General features: G+C 61.4%; 17 protein-coding genes. 9 read left to right on the forward strand and 8 right to left on the reverse strand.

Annotated features, from left to right (window positions below):
• From BTIS_RS11230 to BTIS_RS11240, 3 genes are all read right to left on the reverse strand, one after another.
• Positions 1–962 (reverse strand): Mur ligase family protein (locus BTIS_RS11230; RefSeq protein ID WP_245819435.1); only part of this gene is annotated, 962 nt, incomplete at its 3' end.
• Between the two features lie 95 nt (positions 963–1,057).
• Positions 1,058–2,524 (reverse strand): UDP-N-acetylmuramoyl-L-alanyl-D-glutamate--2,6-diaminopimelate ligase, encoded by a 1,467-nt coding sequence (locus tag BTIS_RS11235; RefSeq protein WP_094665560.1) that lies wholly within the window; start codon positions 2,522–2,524, stop codon positions 1,058–1,060.
• 178 nt (positions 2,525–2,702) lie between these two features.
• On the reverse strand, positions 2,703–3,449 hold the full coding sequence (locus tag BTIS_RS11240) for an exonuclease domain-containing protein (protein WP_094665510.1): 747 nt from the start codon (positions 3,447–3,449) through the stop codon (positions 2,703–2,705).
• A 143-nt stretch (positions 3,450–3,592) separates the two neighbouring features.
• On the opposite strand from BTIS_RS11240, the gene BTIS_RS11245 reads away from it, so the two are divergent.
• Together BTIS_RS11245 and BTIS_RS11250 are read left to right on the forward strand one after the other, a co-directional pair.
• Positions 3,593–4,264 (forward strand): sigma-70 family RNA polymerase sigma factor, encoded by a 672-nt coding sequence (locus BTIS_RS11245; RefSeq protein WP_245819440.1) that lies wholly within the window; start codon positions 3,593–3,595, stop codon positions 4,262–4,264.
• Positions 4,261–4,551, forward strand: coding sequence for a hypothetical protein (locus tag BTIS_RS11250; RefSeq protein ID WP_094665514.1), 291 nt, complete (start codon positions 4,261–4,263; stop codon positions 4,549–4,551). Before BTIS_RS11245 ends, BTIS_RS11250 begins: the two co-directional genes overlap by 4 nt.
• A gap of 189 nt (positions 4,552–4,740) precedes the next feature.
• On the opposite strand, the gene BTIS_RS12340 is transcribed toward BTIS_RS11250, so the two are convergent.
• Together BTIS_RS12340 and BTIS_RS11255 are read right to left on the reverse strand one after the other, a co-directional pair.
• The gene (locus tag BTIS_RS12340; RefSeq protein WP_369299097.1) at positions 4,741–4,815 is read right to left on the reverse strand and encodes a 50S ribosomal protein bL37; all 75 of its coding nucleotides are present in this window, start codon (positions 4,813–4,815) and stop codon (positions 4,741–4,743) included.
• Positions 4,816–4,987: 172 nt separating this feature from the next.
• Complete coding sequence (locus tag BTIS_RS11255; protein ID WP_094665562.1) at positions 4,988–5,938, reverse strand: aldose 1-epimerase family protein; 951 nt, start codon at positions 5,936–5,938, stop codon at positions 4,988–4,990.
• A gap of 190 nt (positions 5,939–6,128) precedes the next feature.
• Between BTIS_RS11255 and BTIS_RS11260 the strand changes: the two genes are divergently transcribed.
• Positions 6,129–7,118: a 4-hydroxy-3-methylbut-2-enyl diphosphate reductase gene (locus tag BTIS_RS11260; RefSeq protein ID WP_094665516.1), complete on the forward strand. Its 990-nt coding sequence runs from the start codon at positions 6,129–6,131 to the stop codon at positions 7,116–7,118.
• A gap of 16 nt (positions 7,119–7,134) precedes the next feature.
• Here BTIS_RS11260 and ybaK read toward each other — a convergent pair whose 3' ends face one another.
• Positions 7,135–7,641, reverse strand: coding sequence for a Cys-tRNA(Pro) deacylase (ybaK, locus tag BTIS_RS11265; RefSeq protein ID WP_094665518.1), 507 nt, complete (start codon positions 7,639–7,641; stop codon positions 7,135–7,137).
• Positions 7,642–7,869: 228 nt separating this feature from the next.
• On the opposite strand from ybaK, the gene BTIS_RS11270 reads away from it, so the two are divergent.
• From BTIS_RS11270 to BTIS_RS11285, 4 genes are all read left to right on the forward strand, one after another.
• Entirely contained in the window at positions 7,870–9,336 is a 1,467-nt protein-coding gene (locus tag BTIS_RS11270; RefSeq protein ID WP_094665520.1) for an alpha/beta hydrolase, read from the forward strand.
• 74 nt (positions 9,337–9,410) lie between these two features.
• Positions 9,411–11,957 (forward strand): bifunctional lysylphosphatidylglycerol flippase/synthetase MprF, encoded by a 2,547-nt coding sequence (locus BTIS_RS11275; RefSeq protein ID WP_094665564.1) that lies wholly within the window; start codon positions 9,411–9,413, stop codon positions 11,955–11,957.
• 211 nt (positions 11,958–12,168) lie between these two features.
• A complete protein-coding gene (gap, locus tag BTIS_RS11280; RefSeq protein WP_094665522.1) occupies positions 12,169–13,227 on the forward strand; it encodes a type I glyceraldehyde-3-phosphate dehydrogenase in 1,059 nt (352 codons plus the stop codon).
• Between the two features lie 181 nt (positions 13,228–13,408).
• Positions 13,409–13,789, forward strand: coding sequence for an arsenate reductase family protein (locus BTIS_RS11285; RefSeq protein WP_094665524.1), 381 nt, complete (start codon positions 13,409–13,411; stop codon positions 13,787–13,789).
• A 162-nt stretch (positions 13,790–13,951) separates the two neighbouring features.
• Here BTIS_RS11285 and BTIS_RS11290 read toward each other — a convergent pair whose 3' ends face one another.
• Both BTIS_RS11290 and BTIS_RS11295 read right to left on the reverse strand, forming a co-directional pair.
• Positions 13,952–14,701 (reverse strand): thiamine diphosphokinase, encoded by a 750-nt coding sequence (locus tag BTIS_RS11290; RefSeq protein WP_094665526.1) that lies wholly within the window; start codon positions 14,699–14,701, stop codon positions 13,952–13,954.
• 143 nt (positions 14,702–14,844) lie between these two features.
• A complete protein-coding gene (locus BTIS_RS11295; RefSeq protein WP_094665528.1) occupies positions 14,845–15,432 on the reverse strand; it encodes a TetR/AcrR family transcriptional regulator in 588 nt (195 codons plus the stop codon).
• A 250-nt stretch (positions 15,433–15,682) separates the two neighbouring features.
• On the opposite strand from BTIS_RS11295, the gene BTIS_RS11300 reads away from it, so the two are divergent.
• Together BTIS_RS11300 and BTIS_RS11305 are read left to right on the forward strand one after the other, a co-directional pair.
• Complete coding sequence (locus BTIS_RS11300) at positions 15,683–16,384, forward strand: ABC transporter ATP-binding protein (protein ID WP_094665530.1); 702 nt, start codon at positions 15,683–15,685, stop codon at positions 16,382–16,384.
• 10 nt (positions 16,385–16,394) lie between these two features.
• Positions 16,395–19,460, forward strand: coding sequence for an ABC transporter permease (locus tag BTIS_RS11305; RefSeq protein WP_143248951.1), 3,066 nt, complete (start codon positions 16,395–16,397; stop codon positions 19,458–19,460).
• The last annotated feature ends 44 nt before the right edge of the window (positions 19,461–19,504 follow it).

Below are 19,504 nucleotides of genomic sequence, written 5' to 3' on the forward strand. Positions count from 1 at the left end.
AGTTCGAACGACTGCGTATCGTCGTGGAAGGTGATGTCGAATCCGGTCTTGCGGCTCGGATCGGGCGTCATGATCATGTCGACGTGGGTTTGCGATTCATGGCCGCCGTCCGCGGCGTCGATGCCGAACGTCGTCGTCGGCGCGTCGTGCTGTTCGGCCGCCTGCAGCAGCAGACCGAGATGGTCGCTGTCCGCGCCGATCACCATGGCGCGGCTGTTGGCGATGATCTGGCGTTTGCAGTGGAAGTAGTCCTCGAAGGTGGGGTGTTCGATGGGGCTGATGTGGTCGGGGCTGATGTTGAGGAAGGCGCCGACGTCGAAGGTCAGTCCGTGCACGCGGTGGACCTTGTAGGCCTGGGAGCTGACCTCCATGACGAGGTATTTCATGCCGTTGTCGACGGCCGTGCGCATCATGCGGAACGCATCCAACGACTCCGGAGTGGTCAGATGTGACGGTTCCCAGGTTTTCCCGTCCAGACAGACGGCGATCGAGCTTGTCATAGCCGCATGGCCGTCGGAGAATGCGTTGAGAATCGCGTGGGTGAAATAGTCGGTGGTGGTCTTGCCCTTGGTGCCGGTGATGCCCACCACGGTGAGGGAGTCCTGCGGGCGTCCGAAGAACTCGGCCGACAGCAGACTCATCGCCTTGTGCACGTCGTCCACGATCAGTCCGGGAGCGGTGGTGCGATCCTCATGGTCGGTTTCCGCCACATAGCAGGCGAGACCCTGATCGTCGATGCCGTCGAGGAATCTTGGGTCGAATCGTCCCTTGATGAACAACAGGCTTCCCGGCTTCACTTCGCGGGTGTCGTAGGTGATGGTGGTGAACGGCGTCTCGCTGTTCGGTAGATCGTGTGCGTCAAGCGTCCAGACCTCGCCGGCGATGATCTCGCGGAGCAGTCCATGCTGGGCGAGCAGCTGCGCTGCCGAAGCCAGGCACAGTCCGGAACGATTCGATTCCATGGGCATACGGTCCTCTTCTCTCAAATATCCGTCGTGCACGCCACAACTTCATCGGCATGCACGACGGATATTCTACAGCGGCCGTGTAGTGCGGGTCACTCCTGTGTGCCGAACAGGCGGGCGATCAGACGGTCGTCGCCCTCATAGGCCACATGACGGTTGTGATCCTTGATCCAGCGTTCGTCGCCCTTGCCGATGAGCAGCAGCACGTTGAGGCGTCCGTCGCGTTCCCGCGCGCGGTCCACGGCCCAGGTCACGGCTTCGGTGCGGTCCACGATGATCGTCGACTCCACGTTCGGTGCCGTCACGTACCCCTGCATCTGCCTGCAGATGTCGAGATACGGTTCGGTATCGCTGTCCTCGGTGGTGAACACGAACTGGTCGATGCGTGACTGCGCGGCGTTGACGATGCCGTCGCGGCGGTCGTAGGCCTTGTTGCCGGCCGAGCCGGTGACCAGCGTGATATGCGGGTGATCCGCGCCGAAGCGCTTGTCCACGAAGTCGAGCAGCGCGTTCACGCTGGCGTAGTTATGCGCGTAGTCCACGATCGCCACCGTGTTGCTGTGGGAATCATGGAACTGTTCCATACGGCCCGCGATACGTACGGTGTCCATGGCGTTCAGCGACGGATCGCCGTCGGGGACACCGATCACATGGGCGATCGCCAGGGCCGCTGCCGCGTTCGCATAGTTGAAGTCGCCGTCGATGGCCAGATTGTGGGATTCCATCACCTGCTCGCGCGGTGCCGTCTCGGTCACGGCGATGCCGGCACGTGCGGCGTCCTGACGGATCAGATCGGAGTGCGCGCATCCCTTGCCGAGAACAAGCGTGCGGCTGTTGGCGATGATCTGGCGTTTGCAGTGGAAGTAGTCCTCGAAGGTGGGGTGTTCGATGGGGCTGATGTGGTCGGGGCTGATGTTGAGGAAGGCGCCGACGTCGAAGGTCAGTCCGTGCACGCGGTGGACCTTGTAGGCCTGGGAGCTGACCTCCATGACGAGGTATTTCATGCCGTTGTCGACGGCCGTGCGCATCATGCGGAACGCATCCAACGACTCCGGAGTGGTCAGATCGGATTCCTCGTAGTGTTCGCCGTCGAGGCAGTTGTCCACCGACGAGAACAGGGCGGCCTTGCCTCCCGACCAGGCGTTGAGTACGGCCTGCGTGAAGTAGGCGGTGGTGGTCTTGCCCTTGGTGCCGGTGATGCCCACCACGGTGAGGAAGTCCTGCGGGCGTCCGAAGAACTCGGCCGACAGCAGACTCATCGCCTTGCGGGAATCGTCCACGATCAGTCCGACGGCATCGGTGTGCTCCGAATAGTCGGTTTCCGCCACGTAGCAGGCAAGACCGGCCTTGCTGGCGGCGACCATGTATTCGGGCTTGAACCGGCCCTTGCAGAACAGCAGCGTGCCGTGGTCCACGGTTCGAGAATCGTAGGTGACCGACGTGAATTCGATGTCATCGAAAGCCTGGGGGTCGAGTGACCAGTGATCGTTGCGAATGATTTCCCGGAGCAGCCCCTGCTGTTCGAGCAGACGAGCGGCGGATGCGAGTGAGAGCGTCATGGTTTCCATTGTTCCTGACTGGACGTTGCGGATGATGGTACCTCCATCCGGCGGATGACGCGGAACATGCCCGTGCCGCCGGAATCGCTGACAGTGTATCTCCGCATGCGTTCAAGAACGCTGGGAACAATATGATGATTCCGTGATGATCCGAGTTTCTGCGATCATCACGCGGCTCCTAGGCGAACCAGGAGTCGGTGCTGGGAGTCCGTCCCTTGGACGTGAGCCATTGGTTGAACGAATCCTGCCAGCGGCGGTAGGCGTCTCGCTGCCAGTCCATGAGCTCGCCAAGGGTGATCCTGCCGGTCTGTGGATAGAGCCGGGTGATCGGTGCGATCAGATCGACCGCTGCAATGGTGTCGGCGGTGGCGTCGTGGAAGTCGCCATGCGGCTCCACTCCGTAGTAGAACGTGGTGTCGGTCAGTGTGCGCTTGCCTTTGCGATGGGAGATCTCGCGGTCGATCACCAGCGGGTCCACCACGGTCAGTTCGCCGTGCAGACGGTCGTTCAGCGGGGTCAGTCCCCAACGGGCCAGATCGCCTTCAAGCATATGCACATCGAATGGCGCGTTGTAGGCGAGCAGGGGGATGCCGTGGTTCTGCGCCGTGGCGATGACATTCGCGATCTGCTCCAGCAGTTCGGTTGGCTCACCGCCGTGCTCCTGCAGGAAGGCGTCGGTGAAGCCGTTCACCCGACTTGCCGCGGGTGCGATCGGCTGATGAGGATTGATCAGCCATTCGCCGACCACATCCGCCTCGTATCCTCTGGCGGGATCCCGTAGCACCAGCGTCGCCGAGCAGATGGCATCCCTGCCGGGGGCGATGCCTGTGGTCTCGGTGTCGAATCCGAGCAGCCAGGAATCGGCCAGCGTCTGATCAGCGGTCTGATGTGGCGCCGTGTCAAGCGCCGTAAGCAATTCGGTCATGTCTTGTATTGTCGGCGTGATTGACGACAACGGATGAGCTCAACGGTTTGGATGGTCGACCGTGGCACAATGGAATGGTGGTTGACAACAAGATTCCCGAGGCGACCGACGGGGGCCGGCGTGCCGAATTCGAAGCGCTGGCCATGCCGGCGGTGGATGGCCTGTATCGTCAGGCGATGAAGCTGACCAATAATCCCGAGGACGCACAGGATCTGGTTCAGGACACCTTCGAACGTGGGTTCAAGAACTTCGACTCGTTCAAGGCCGGCACCAACTTCGCGGCATGGATGACCACCATCGAGCGCAATCTGTACTTCAACCAGTACCAGAAGGCGAAGCGTCGTCCGCAGCGCGCCAATGATTCGACGGGGGAGTACGACGACTGGGATATCTACTCCGCGTCCGAGCATAGCGGCGAAGGGCTGAAGTCCGCCGAGCAGACCTACTGGGATGCGTTCGCGCCAGAGGAGATCATGGCCGCGTTGAACAAACTCAGCCCGGAACGCCGGCAGGTGTTCATCGATGCTGCCATCGATGGCAAGTCGTACCAGCAGGTCGCCGATGAGCAGGGCGTGAAGATCGGCACGGTGATGAGCCGTCTCAACCGCGCCCGCACTCAGCTGAGGCGCGAATTGGAAAGCTACGCCCGCGAACGCGGGTACGGCAAAACGGGCAGGGTGAAATCCGCGCGGAAGACGGTTTCACCAACCGCGAACCCCGAAGACCGCGATTCAGGCGATAATGGAAAACAGCGGCCGCATGACGATCGGCGGACGACAGTCGATGGCCGTGCCGTGGGAAAGGAGCGCTCATGAACGGTCATATCGAACGCCATACCAGCGTCAGCGTCACGAGTGATCCGGCCGGTGTTCGGCATACGACGATCACGCAGACGGTGATCGGCACTGCATCGGCGTCCCCATCCGACGGCGGGAATGACGCGAACGCCGACAATCCGGGTGAGTGTTTCGATATCAACACCTGCTGTGACGATCGTGAGAAGGCCATGATCGAAATGCTGAGGGCCTATCTGCGTCCGGATGGCGCGCCCGACTGCCTGATCGAGCGTCTGCGTCAATGTCTGCGCGATGAGGGCCGGTAGAAGGCGGACGGAGATCAGCTCGCCGGCTATACCCTGACCATACCGGTGACCATGCTGATTTCTTCGTGTATGCGAACCTGAATTGGAGCGAATCGCGAGCTTTGGACGAAAGCCCTGATTACAAAAAGAACCCCGGATGTCGATATGACATTCCGGGGTTCTTCCGCTTGGAAAGCCTGCCTGCAAAAATCAGGCGTTCGGCCTCTTGCCGTGGTTTGCAGCCTTCTTACGGCGGTCACGACGCAGACGTCCGCGCTTGCCCATGATGGACTCCTTTACTGATGATGAAATAAGCCTGATGGATTATCCCATATTTGTGGGACAAATACAACTTGAGGTCAACCCACGGTTCATTTTCCGGTCATCCATCCGGGGGCCGTCACTATGCGCCCGTCACTGTGTTCGTGGATATTCGTGGATATCCACGAACGGGTGATCACAGGCTTGCGCTGATGAACAGCTTGCTGGTGAAGGTCTCACCGGGCTTGATGCTGACCAGATCGATGCCGGTGTTGAAGGCGTTGGCATAAGCGGTCTGCGGCTCCACAGCGGTGCCGGCCGGGTGCATGAACGCGGGGAATCCGGTTCCGGTGCACACCTGGAACGAGGTGATGGTCTCGTCGCCGCCCACCTTGACGGTCAGACCGTCGGGACGGGTGAACGTGGCGGTCACGGTGCCGTCGGCGTCATGATGCAGGTCGGTCCAGGCGTCGTCGAACGGCTGGTCGACCAGCAGCGGGTTCTGACGCAGATCGTACTTGGTTCCCTCCACGGATTCGGTGCCGGTGGGGATCAGGTTCTCATCCACGGTCACGTGCGTGTCGCCGGGCACGGTCAGATGGCACTGCGCGTTGTGGCCGTCGATCTCGTCGCCGTATCCGTTGAATCCGTTGTCGAGCCACGGGTGGATGGCCATGGCCCACGGTGCGTTGATGTCGCCGTTGTTGTAGGCGCTCACGGTGATATGCATGCCGTCCTCGGCCAGCTCATGCGTGCAGGTGACCAGCAGATCGAACGGATATCCGTTCATGTTCGGCACTCGCCACGTCTGCGTGACGGAGGATTCGGTGAGCGTCTCGAGATTCCAGAAGGAGCGGTAGCCGTATCCGTGGATGGCGTTGTTGCGGTCATGCTCGTCGATGGGCAGTTCATAGGTCTTGCCCTCGAACGTGTACTTGCCGTCCTTGATGCGGTTGGGGAACGGGATGAGTAGCTGTCCCTGGCAGCAGGTGATCGGATCGTCCGGGCCGAGGGGAACGATCACGTTCCTGCCCTTGTAGGTCACCTTGCGCATTGTGGAGCCCAGCTCCGTGATCACGGCCTCGTAGTCGCCGCATGAAATCGAATACTGCTGGCCGGTACGCGGCGGCAGGTTCTTGCTTGCCATATCCATCACTCCCGTAGTGAACATCCGAATCGGATGCATGTCGATTGGTCGTTGCGGCAATCATGTTACCGCATGTTACCGCTCTCATTAGTGTACCCGCATATGTGGGATGTCTGCTCTCGACGCGGGCTCTTCGCCGTGATGCCTTACCATGGGTTGCAGTTTGTGTTGATAGGGAAAGGCTGTATCCATGGGCAAGGGCATTGTGCTGGCCGATCCGCGCGGCTTCTGCGCCGGAGTCGACCGCGCCATCCAGACCGTCGAGACGATTCTCAAGGCGGCCAAGAATGGAGGGGACGCCCATCCGAAGGGGCTGCCTCCCGTGTATGTGCGCCGCCAGATCGTGCACAATCGTCATGTGGTGGGTGATCTCGCCGCGCAGGGAGCGGTGTTCGTGGAGGAGCTCGACGAGATCCCCGACGAGGCCGTGGCCGCGGGCATCCCCATCGTGTTCTCCGCGCACGGCGTCTCCCCGGCGGTGCAGCACGAGGCCGCGCGTCGCGGCATGCACGTGGTGGACGCCACCTGTCCGCTGGTCAGCAAGGTGCATCGTGAAGTGCTGCGGTATGTCAAGGACGGCTACGAGATCGTCTACATCGGACACCGTGGGCACGACGAAGCCGTCGGCGTGGTGGGGGAGTCGCCGGAGCACGTCCACCTGATCGAACACGCCGATGATGTGAGCGCACTGGACTTTCCCCCCGAATCGAAACTCGTGTATCTGTCACAGACCACACTGTCGATCGATGAGACCCGTTCCGTGATCGAAGCGCTCAAGCAGCGCTTCCCCTGGATCATCGAGCCACCGAGCTCCGACATCTGCTACGCCACACAGAACAGGCAGACCGCCGTCAAATCCGTTGCCGAAAAGTCCGACTGCGTGGTCGTGGTGGGATCGGCGAACTCATCGAATTCCGTACGCCTCATGGAGGTCGCCGAGCAGGCGCTCGCCGGCAGGGGGCGGGCATGGCGGGTGGACGATGCCAGCGAACTTGATCCGGCATGGTTCGAGCACGCCTCGTCGGTGGGTGTCACCTCCGGCGCATCCGTTCCCGAGGCGCTCGTCTCCGGCGTGGTGGATGCGCTCAAGGCCATGGGGTATGAGGATGTCTCCTACGTGACCACCACGAAGGAGAAAATGCATTTCGTCCTGCCCGCCGAACTACGCCGCGTCCGCTAAACGAGACTGTGGGCCGCTACCACGTGGCGATTGGCGCGGTGACGGCATCCAGCACGTCGATGAGATCCCTTGGGGCCACGCCGATGCTCAGTCCTCGCTTGCCTCCGGAGACGAGCATCTCATCGAAGGCAAGCGCCCCCTCATCGATCACCGTACGGTGATGGGTCTTCTGCCCGAGCGGGGAGATGCCGCCCACCACATAGCCGGTCTGACGCATGGCCTTCTTCGGGTCGGCCATCTGCGCCTTCTTCGCGCCCACGGCCGTGGCCAGCGCCTTCATATCCAGGTGTCCGCTCACCGGCACCACAGCGGTCACCAACTCGTCGCCGGTGTCAGCCAGCAGCGTCTTGTATACCTGATGCTGGTCGTAGCCGAGCTTGGTGGCGGCCTCCACGCCGTAGCCATCGTCCATGTGGTCGTTGGAATGCTCGTATTCATGCAAGGTGAACTCCACGCCCGCGTTCTCCAGTTGCAGTGTGGCGGGTGTGGACCCCTTGCCCTTGTTCTTCGCTTTCTTAGACATGCCTTCAGTAATACCCTCAGCGGTCAACCGGGCAACCGGCATCGTTCCGGACTGTCCGAGCGATCGTTTGTGATCCGGGATGCCGAATCATGCGGCCAGTGTGTGCATTCGTCAAATCAATCCTGAGGATGATGACCATGATTCGGTGTCGGGTCTATCGTTTCTGCGTTGGAAAACCGTATTGACGATACGTGACATGGCGAGACGAAACGAGTGAGGTGATCCGGAGTGCGTTCGAAGTGGGTTCGCGATCTGCTGCGTATTCATATCGACTCGGGATGGCTGCCGATGGGCTTGTTCGCAGTGGTCTGCATCGGCGTGATCATCCTGTTCGTCATGTCGCTCCGGACGGCGAACGACGCCTGTGAACCATCCGATTCGAATGAGAGGACCCATGGTCCGATCGCGGGCATCGTCGCGCGTATCCGCTCGTATCGCGCATCGTGGATGCCGGCTGGTGCGGTCATAGGGTTCGTGGTGGGATTCGGCATCACGTTCCTGCTCGACCGGCTTCTGGTGTTCGGCGTGGAACTGGGAATCGCGGTTGATCTTGTTGTGGGTGCCGGATGCGCGGTCATCGGCGCGCTTGCCGCCGCCATCATGGTGTTCCGCGCCCGCCGACGGTTGCTGGCGATCGTGCTGGTGCCGTTCGCTGTGCTGTCCTGCGCCGTGAACGTCAACGGCGTGTATGGCGAATATCCCACATTGGGTAGTGTGCTCGGCGTGTCCACGTTCCGCACGTTCGACCCCTCCCTGATCCATCCGGCGACCACCACTGTCGAAGAATGGAACAATGCCGTTGAACGAGGGCATGACCCTGTGGTGTCCGAGCACGGTCTGGTGGCGTCGGTCGCCATCCCGGCGACGCAGTCCGGATTCCGGGCCCGTGACGCCGTCATCTATCTGCCGCCGGCCGCTCTGGTGGATGATCCGCCGAAACTGCCGGTGTTCATCATGATGTCCGGTCAGCCGGGCAGTCCCGACCGCACGTTCCTCGCCGGTCAGCTACGGCGCATCTTCGACGACTACGCCGCCTCGCACCACGGGCTGGCGCCGATCGTCATATCGCCGGACCAGCTGGGCAATGCCTTCCACAACACACTCTGCGTCGACTCGGGAAAGTACGGCAACGCGGAAACCTATCTCACCCGTGACGTCACGAACTGGATTCGCGACACGCTGCCGGTGGAGCGCGACGCCGCCCATTGGGCCATCGGCGGCTTCTCGCAGGGCGGCACCTGCACGATCCAACTCGGACCGTCGCATCCCGACCTGTACGGACATATGTTCACCGTGGGTGCCGAGCTCGGTCCCCACAATGGCAGCGAGCGTTCGATGATCCAAACGTTCTTCAACGACGACGAGAACGCCTATCGCCGGCATGTGCCGATCGACATCATGCGTGCACGGAAACATTCCGATCAGACGCTGATCATGGCGGCTGGCGCTCTGGACGACGAATCCATATCGAACATCACGCAGGTCGCGGGCGTGGCCAAGGATATCGGCATGGATACGACCACCTTCGTGGTGGAAGGGACCGGACACGACTGGCATACCGTGCAGTCCGCGTTGCGTGCCAGTGTCGACAGGCTCGGCATGCAGCTCGGGCTTGGCGGTCAGGCCCGGCCACTGGAGGATTTCAACAATATACGACCGCTTGACGTGGCAACGATCCCGGACAAAGGGGAGTGATGACCGACACGATGACGACAGCCAACAATGAGGCGCAACATACGGAACCGTCGCCTCAGGAAGCATCCAAACCGATGAAGACGGAGAAATTGAAACCGGCGAAGCCGACACGGCGATCGTATTCGTTCAGGCCGCTGCTCACCGACGTGACGCAGTGGATTCGTTCCAATCCGCTTGCCGTGGGGTTCGCGCTTGCCGTGGTGGTGATCAATCTCGGACTTGCCATCTGGACGGCGGTCACCGGAAGCGCGTTCCCGCCGCAGTCGGCGCGCATCAGCTACGACAAGCTCGGGCACGGCATGCTTTACGTGGTGCCGTTCGCTCTGCTGATCGTCATGCATCCGTTGCGGCTGCTGCTCGATATCCCCGTGCTGCTGATAGCCGGATCGGTTGCGGAGTCCCGATTCGGTGCCGTCAAGACGGTGTGGATCGCGTTGATCTGTTCCGTCGGCGGCATCGCCGCGGGCATGGGCGTGTCCGTGATGGTGAACGGACACAGCATGGTGTGGCGGACCATGGCGCAGACGGGCACCGTGCTCGGACCGCTTGCGGTGGTTGTCGGTCCCCTGATGGCGGCGAGCGCGTTCACCTCACTGCTCTGGCGGCATCGCATCCGCGTGATCGGCTACGCGATTGTGGCCACGCTTGTGCTGTACCGAGGCGAGCCCGGCGACTATTGCATTCTCGCGGCCGCGCTGTTCGGGCATCTGCTTGGCTATCTCATGGCGCAGCGTGACGATGAGCGTATCCAGTGGAACCACGGTACGGTGCTGGAGACCAGACGCATGCTGGGCATTGTCTCGGCCGTGTTCGCGCTTGGTCCGCTGGTCGCCATGTCCTCGCCGATCCATCACGGACCACTGTCCACGCTCGGACTGCTGCTCGGCCCGAATTCATTGGACAACACCCGTCTGGAGCAGTGCCTCAACGGCGTGGGTTCCATGGACTGCTTCATGCAGTATCGACTGCAGCGACTTTCCATGCCGGGCGGCATCCTCGTGTCACTGCTGCCGTGTGCATTCATGCTGGTCGTGTCGTGGGGTCTGTTCAAGGGGCGCCGACTGGCGGCGTGGACGAGCATCATCGCCAACATCGGCACTGCGGAACTCGCTCTGATCTACTACTTCGTGTTTCCGCTCGCCCAATCGCCCGATGGCATGCGCGCGCTGATCGTGCACGGTGCGTGGCGGTCCGCGCTGTTCACCGCGGCGCTGCCCATCATCTTCGCGCTCGTTGTTGCCATGTCCATGCGATGCTTCCGACTGCCGACCGACCTGCGTCGTCTGGCGGCGGGACTGGCGGCGTCCGCGGGCTCGTTCCTGGTGCTGTCGGCGGTCTACCTGTTCGTCGGCATGTCCAGACCGGGGGAGTTCACCGAGCGCCCGACATTCGTCCTGCTGCTCGAGGATCTGCCCAGACGATTCCTGCCGATCGGCTTCCTCAACGAGATCACGCCCGACTTCCTGCCCAAGAACGGTACCGCCGCATCGGCGGTCTATCAGGGTATCGGTCCAGTGTTCTGGGCGGTTGCGTTGGCGGCGGCGCTCTGGTGCTTCACCGATGCCGCACTGGAAGGTCATGAGGCGCAGGCCAAGGCGTCGCAGCTGGTGGAGATCGACGGCGAATCCATGTCGTTCATGGGCACTTGGGACGGCAACCGCTACTGGTTCTCGTCCTCAGGAAGATCGGTGATCGCCTATCGTGTGGAGCATGGCATCGCATTGACCGTCACCGGCCCGTTCGGCGACAGCGCCGAATGGGAGCGGGACTTCAAGGATTTCATCGACTACTGCGCCGAACAATCATGGACGCCGGTGTTCTACAGCGTGCACGCCGGCCAACGTGATCTGCTCGCCTCGCTCGGCTGGCAGTCGCTGGACATCGGCACCGAGATGGTCGTACTGCCTGCGCAATGGCAGACCCGCGGCAAGAAATGGCAGGATGTGCGCACCGCCATCAACAAGGCCAAACGCGACGGTGTCACCGACGTACTCACCACATTCGAACAGGCGTCGCTGAGCATGCAGGCGCAGATCATGGACATCTCCGAGCAGTGGGCGGAGGAGAAATCACTGCCGGAGATGAAATTCACGCTCGGCGGCGTGGAGGAGTTGCTCGACCCGCGCGTGCGGCTGCTGTGCGCCGTGGACGCCGACGGCACCGTGCAGGCCGTGACCAGCTGGCTGCCGACGTGGCGCGAGGGACGAATCGTCGGCTGGACGCTGGACTTCATGCGCCATCGTCCCGACAGCGCCAACGGCGTCATGGAGTTCCTGATCGCCCGTATGGCGGAACGGCTCAAGGAGGAGGGAGCCGAATTCATGAGCCTGTCCGCTGCGCCGCTCGCCGGCATCAGCGTGATGGAATTCGAGGGGCAGGGCAGCGGAACCGAATTCCTGCAGCATGTGCTCATGGCCGTGGCCGACATCATCGAACCCGTGTATGGATTTCATTCGCTGTTCCGCTTCAAGAAGAAATTCCAGCCGCAGGAACAGGGCGTGTACATCTGCTATCCCGATTCCGCCAAGCTTGCGCAGATTGCGCTCGCCGTGGTGCAGAGCTACCTGCCGGACATGAAACCGGCCGATGTGGTGCGGTTCGTCAAGGCGCTGCGCGATTGATTCCGTGCCATCCGTGAGGCGTGGCCGGGTCATGTTCTGGACGCTAGGCGACACTTCGGCGACAAATGAACAAACTTTCACCGAAAACCCCCGAAAAGTACAGATAACCAAGTAGTATGGGGAGCGTTGGCAACAGCTGGCAGAGGTGTGCGAACGCTCACACGGGCGTTCGTCTCATGCGCCCCTCCACTTCCATTCAGGAGATAAATAAATGACAGTTAAGATTGGTATCAACGGCTTCGGCCGCATCGGTCGTCTCGCTTTCCGCCGCATCTTCGAGCTGCAGGCTCGCGGTGGTCAGGCTGGCGATATTGAAGTCGCCGCCATCAACGATCTGACCACTCCCGCCACGCTGGCCTACCTGCTGAAGTACGACAGCACCCACGGCACCTTCCGTCACGACGATGGCACGCCGGTCGAGGTCACCTCCACCGACACCTCCATCGTGGTGGATGGCAAGGAATACACCGTGTACGCCGAGAAGGATGCTAACAACATCCCGTGGGTCAAGAACGACGGTGTCGAGTACGTGCTCGAGTGCACCGGCTTCTACACCTCCGCTGAGAAGTCCCAGGCCCACATCAACGCTGGTGCCAAGAAGGTCCTCATCTCCGCTCCGGCCAAGGACGACACCACCCCGACCATCGTCTTCGGTGTGAACCACGAGATCCTCAAGCCGACCGACGTCATCGTGTCCGCCGGTTCCTGCACCACCAACTCCATGGCTGCCATGGTCAAGCTGCTGAACGACAAGTTCGGCATCAAGGCCGGCTTCATGACCACCATCCACGCCTACACCGGCACCCAGATGATCCTCGACGGCCCGCGCGGCACCAAGACCGGCCGCAACCTGCGCGCCGCCGGCATCAACACCATCGCCCACTCCACCGGTGCCGCCAAGGCCATCGGCAAGGTTGTGCCCGAGGTCAACGGCAAGCTGCAGGGCCACGCCCAGCGTATTCAGGTTCCGGATGGATCCGTCACCGAGCTGACCTCCGTGCTGGAGAAGCCGGCCACCGCCGACGAGATCAACGCCGCCTTCAAGGAGGCCTTCTCCAACACCGAGTACTTCGGCTACAACGATGAGGGCATCGTGTCCTCCGACATCATCGGCGACACCCACGGTGGTGTGTTCGATCCGACCCAGACCGACGTCAACACCGTTGACGGCGTGACCCTGGCTCGTACGGTCACCTTCTACGACAACGAGTACGGCTTCACCTCCAACATGATCCGTACCCTGCTGTACTTCGCTGAGATCTCCGAGTGAGTATAGCGAGACGCTGATCAGTACTGATTAGTCCAACAAGGCCTCACCGCCGGGCAACCGGTGGCGGGGCCTTTCCCATATCGTCTCCCATGTCGTCACGAGCGCTTCACGAACGTGTATGCGTGACGTTCATTGATGAGACGTTGGCTGATGCCGACGTCTGTTTCGGAAGGACCCCGTCATGTCCCAGCCACTGTTTCTCTGCCATCCCCGTTGCTCCACCTGTGCCAAGGCCCGTACGTGGATGAATGACCATGGCATCGCCTACGTCGAACGAGACATCCGCACCGACAATCCCACGGTCGAGGAACTGACCCGGTGGCATGCGGTCAGTGGTCTGCCTATCCGACGATTCTTCAACACCTCCGGACAGCTGTACCGGTCCATGGGATTGAAGGACAAACTGCCGTCCATGAGCGATGCCGACGCCATTGCCCTGCTCGCCACCGATGGCATGCTCGTCAAGCGTCCGCTGCTCATCATCGGAGATGATGTCGATGCTCCCACGGCCGTTCTTGTCGGCTTCCGCCAGCCCGAATGGGAATCCGCTTTGCTAGTGTGAGCTCACACTACCGGACAATGTCCGCAAATCGTTGCAAATTCCAACACCCACAATTTTTAGTGTGATCACACTAAGTGAGCGGTTCGCACGGTATGTGGGATTATGGCCATTATGCGAGGTGCGCGGGTATGTGAGAGTCGGGGCGCCGAGAGTTATCGTTGCTCACCGGCGTGCGAGCAGGGAGGAGATCTCCAGATCGAGCTCGCCAAGTGCGTCGGGGCCTTCGGGCCCGCGAGTCGTACGCCATGTGGGGGAGGGGGCTCCGGCGGAGAAGGTGATGTCGAGGATGCCGTCCCGCACGCTGATCGTCGAGGCGACGTCCATGAGAAACTCGTTGCTGACGCCAAGCGCCCGCGTATTGCGGAGATCCACGTCATCCACCTCGTATTTCAGGCCGCGAATAGTCACCCCGTGAGCCCGGTCGGAATGAGCGAAGACGGAGACCATGCTGCGGTTCGGCGCATCCCATGCCGCAAAGTCCAGCGTGGCGTCGGCAATCGACGTGGCCACGAAGCCGTTCCCATGCAGGAAACCGATACCGCCATGGCATGCGACGCGCGCCAGCATCTGCATATTCGCCAACGTGTGATCAAGGCGGCCGCCGAGACCGCCGTAGATGTGGAATCGTCGGGCCCCTTGCGCCCACCCGATCTTCACAGCGGAGAGCATGTCGGTTTCGTCCTTCTCACTGGGTAGTCGTGTGATATTTTTCAGCCCGATGTAGGCGGAGAAGTCATCCGAGACCGAGTCGAAGTCGCCGATGATGGCGTCGGTGTCGATGCCGAACGCGCGCGTATGATCGAGTCCTCCGTCGGCTGCGACGACGTAGGCGTTTTGGGGGATGATCGGCGTGTCGCCATAATAGTCGCCCGCACCGAAGATCACGCAATCCTGAATCGTGTGCCTGGTCATGAATGCTCCAAACTCTGTGTTCTTGTGTGGCTGTGTTCTTGTGGTTATGGTTCTGTGCGACGATGTCGTTGTCGTTTTCATCGCACGGTCATGCTCCCGATGATGACGGACGGTCGCGAGTCGTCGAATCAGATCAGGTGGACTCAGATCCGGTTGCGTTGTCGCTGATCGTTCACCGCGGGGAACACCGTGTTGAGAATGAACGTGATGAACCGGTCGATGGGCATGCGGTCGGCCATTTTCAACCATGAGGTGACGGCGGCCATAAGACCGGACAGGTAGAACTCCTTGAGCAGTTCGCGCTCGTCATCGCTCATGTCCGGCGACTGCGTGATGCCAAGGTACCGGTCCACCAGCGGCCAGATGATCGTCTTCATCCGGGTGACGAATGTGGGGTCGCCCTTGTCTCCGAGCAGTACCGACATGTACCGGGAATGCGATTTGGCCGCCTTGAGGATCACGCCCATGTTCGATTCGATATCGATACGGTCGTCGTCCACGAGCATGTCGGCCACCAGTTCGTCGATCATGTCGAGCAGGCTGTCCTCGATCTGCGAGAACATGTCACGTACGTCGCGATAGTACAGATAGAACGTGCCGCGATTGTATCCGGCCTTCTCCGTGATCTCACGGACCGTGATCTTCTCGATCGGCCGGGTGCGATACATCGACCAGAATGCCTTGCAAAGCATGGCCTTGGTTCGTTCGGTCACCTGTGGCTGCTTCTTCATGGTGCCGCCTTTCCGTGATGATCACCGTGGGATCGTTCATACCGTCATAGGACTAGGATCTGGACCGCCGATAATCCGGGAGCGTGTCGCGAATCGCACATCGACGTTGATCGATTCAATCCCAACCGTTTGCCGGACCATCGCTCGACATGGCATACCCGCTGTGTTGAGCGATGGCCGTCCGCGTTGCCGATACAGTGATTGTATAACACAACACGATGTTCAATGGCGGGTCTGTGGAGGTGGCACGATGCCGTATATCGAATTCAATGACGTGACCAAGCAATACGGTTCCGAGGACACGGCGATTCTGGCGCTCGACAAGGCGTCATTCCAGGTGGAGAAGGGCGAGCTGGCCGTGGTGCTCGGCGCGTCCGGAGCGGGCAAGACCACCGCGCTCAACATTCTCGGCGGCATGGATCGCGCCACATCCGGTACGGTTCGCGTGGACGGTCGTGACATCACCGCATGCACCGAGAACGAGCTCGTCGACTACCGACGGTTCGACGTCGGATTCGTGTTCCAGTTCTACAATCTCGTTCCCAATCTCACCGCGCTGGAAAACGTGGAGCTGGCCTCGCAGATCTGCGAGCATGCGTTGGATGCCACGACGACACTCGCCAAGGTGGGATTGGAGCACCGCATGGCGAACTTCCCCTCGCAACTGTCCGGAGGCGAGCAGCAGCGTGTCTCGATCGCCAGGGCATTGGCCAAGAACCCCAAACTGCTGCTCTGCGACGAGCCGACAGGCGCGCTCGACTACGCCACCGGCAAGCAGATTCTCCAGCTGCTGCAGGACACCTGTCGCAACGATGGCATCACCGTCGTGCTCATCACCCACAATTCCGCGCTCGCCCCCATGGCCGATCGATTGATCCGCTTCCGCTCGGGCACCGTCACCGACATGATGGTCAATCCCGATCCCACGCCCATCGCCGACATCGAATGGTGAGGTGAGCCCGATGACCATACCAGCGAGAACCTCGCGGAAACCCGCGCCTCGCCGCAAGCCGGCGCATTCGGCGGCGTCACGCAGACGTCCGGTCGTCAACACCGCGTTCGCCAAGGACATCCGCCGTACGATCGCGCACAACGGCAAACGGTTCATCTCGATTCTCATCATCACCGCGCTAGGCGTCACCATGGCCACCGGACTGCATGCGGCTTGCCTGGATCTGCTGCGGTCCGCCGACTCGTTCTTCGACGGGCAGCATCTCTATGACGTGTCCGTGGTCTCCACGCTGGGACTCACCGATGATGACATCACCGCACTGGCCAAGGTCAAGGGCGCGGAGAACGTGCGCGGGGGACGTTCGGAAGAGGCCAACGTCAGCGTGAACGGCGACACGGCCACGGCGACGCTGAGCCAGATCGTCACCGGCTTCAACACCCCGTACGTGCTCGATGGGCGACTGCCCGACAATGATCATGAGACGGTGACCACCAGCGCATACCTCAACAACAGCGGCGCGAAAATCGGCGATACGGTCAGTTTCACCAATGCGGCAAACGACACGAACACGGCCGGGGACTCCGTCGGATTCGATGACGGTTCCGGTACGAACGAGATCTTCTCCCGACACGACTACACGATCGTCGGCACGGTGATCGACCCGACCAACACCAACAACAGTGAAGGGGCCACCGCGTTCCGTGACACGTCGTCCGTGCCCGACTACACGTTCTTCATGACCGACGCGGCGGTGAATGCCGACGCCAGAGACGTATACACGGCTGCCTACGTCAGCGTATCCGGAGCGAGTGCGGAGCGTGCCTATTCCGACGCCTACACCACTCGCGTGGACACGGTGAAGAACGCGATCGTCGACATTCAGTCCGACCGAGAACAGACCCGTACCACGTCGATCAAGGACAAGGCCACCGCCACCGTGGACGACGAGGAGCGGAAGGCCAACGACGAACTCGGCAAGGCCCAGGCGCAGATCGATGACGCGCGCAACGAACTTGCCGACCGCCAGCGTCAGATCGATACGCAGGAAGCCCAGCTGGACGCGCAGGAAAAGCAGCTTCAGGCAGCCCGATCACAGCAGAGCGCCGGTAGAAGCGCCAGCCCGACCGCAGAATCCGAAGCTGAATCCGAACCCGCCGACGAAACCAGTGCCGCACAGGCCCAGGCGCAAATGCAGGCCGCGCAGGCCCAGGCCGAAGCCGCCGCGCACCGAATCGCCGAAGGACGGGCGCAGATCAAGGACGCCAGGCAGCAGATCGCCGACGCGCAGAGCAAGCTCGACTCCCAGCAGAGCGAACTCGATCAGAACAAGGCGGAAGCCCAGCAGAAGATCGCCGACGCGCGCGTCGAGGTGGACAAGATCGAACCAGCCCGCTGGTACGTGCGCGACCGCATGGCGCTCGGCGGCTATTCCAGCATCGACAGCGACACCAAATCCATCAACGCCATCGGCACCGTATTCCCCGTCATGTTCCTGCTCGTGGCCGTGCTCATCAGTCTCACCGCCATCACCCGCATGGTGGAGGAGGAGCGCGGACTGATCGGCACATACAAGGCGCTTGGCTATCGTCGCGGCGAGATCCTCCGCAAATACGTGATCTACGCGTTGCTCGCATGCCTCGCCGGCGGGCTGCTTGGCGATCTTCTCGGCTTCATCGCCATGCCCAAGATCATCTTCTCAATCTTCGAGACCATGTACCTGCTGCCCGCATTCACCCTGCACTTCGACTGGCTGTACGGCGTGGCGGGCATCGCCCTGTTCGTCGTCGCCATCGTCGGCAGCGCGATTCTGGCATGTCGCAGTGAACTCAGACTCAGCCCGGCCGCGCTCATGCGGCCCAAGGCCCCTCGCGCCGGCAAACGCATCCTGCTCGAACGCATCGGATTCATCTGGAAACGCATGTCGTTCCTCAACAAGGTGACCGCACGCAACCTGTTCCGATACAAGTCCCGCGCATTCATGACCATCGCCGGCATCATGGGCTGCACCATGCTGCTCATGTGCGGATTCGCCATCAAGGACTCCGTGGTGGAGCTTTCGCCCAGCCAATACGGCGGCGTCTACGAATACGATCTCATGGCCGTGACGAATGACGGCGACCATGATGCCGCACTCAACGAACTGAGCACGAACAACCGGGTCAAGGACGTACAATCCGTACGCATCGACTCCGGCACGGTGAACGCCATCAACGGCAACCGCGAGGAAAGCGTACAGATCCTGGTCGTGCCCAGGGCCGGCGATATCAGCGGATACATCAACCTTCGTGAAGCGCAGAGCGACTACAGCGCCGCAGTCGGCGGGGGAGCGCCGGTGACGCTCACCGACACTGGCGTGGCCATCACCAAGAACGCGCAGCAGATGCTCGACCTGACGGAAGGCGGCAAGGCCCATCTCAAGGATTCCTCCCTCAACGGCGTGGACGTGACCGTCGACTCGGTGGTCGAAAACTATCTGGGCAACACCGTGTACATGACACAGCCACTGTACGAGAAGCTGTTCGGCGACTACAAGGCCAACGGCATGCTCGCCCACCTCAACGGCGATGCGGACGCGCAGATCGGATTCACCACTGATCTGCGGCACGATAGCCGCTACCTGTCCGTGACCGGCACCGCCGAACTCGTACGGGACTTCGCCAAGAACTTCACGCTCATCAACACCGTGGTCTACGTACTGCTCGTACTCGCCGGCGCGCTCGCCTTCGTGGTGCTGTTCACGCTCGGCACTACGAATATCTCCGAACGGCAGCGGGAACTTGCCACCATCAAGGTGCTGGGATTCCGCAAGCGGGAAGTGCGGCATTATGTGAACAAGGAGATGATCATCCTCACCCTTATCGGCGTGGTGTTCGGCCTGCCGTTCGGGCGTCTGGTGGCCGAGGGATTTACTGTGGCGCTGCGTATGCCGAGCATGTACTTCGCCGTGCATGCGCATTGGATCAGCTACGTGTATTCCGCTGTGCTGGCGCTTGGCTTCGCGCTGGTGGTTGCGCAGGTGACCAATCGCATGCTCGACCGCATCGACATGGTCTCCGCGCTGAAGAGTCCCGAGTGATGTTTCTCACAGCCCGGAAATCACGCGTGCCGCCATATTGCGGA

The sequence above is a fragment of the Bifidobacterium tissieri genome (assembly GCF_002259645.1).
GTDB lineage: Bacteria > Actinomycetota > Actinomycetes > Actinomycetales > Bifidobacteriaceae > Galliscardovia > Galliscardovia tissieri.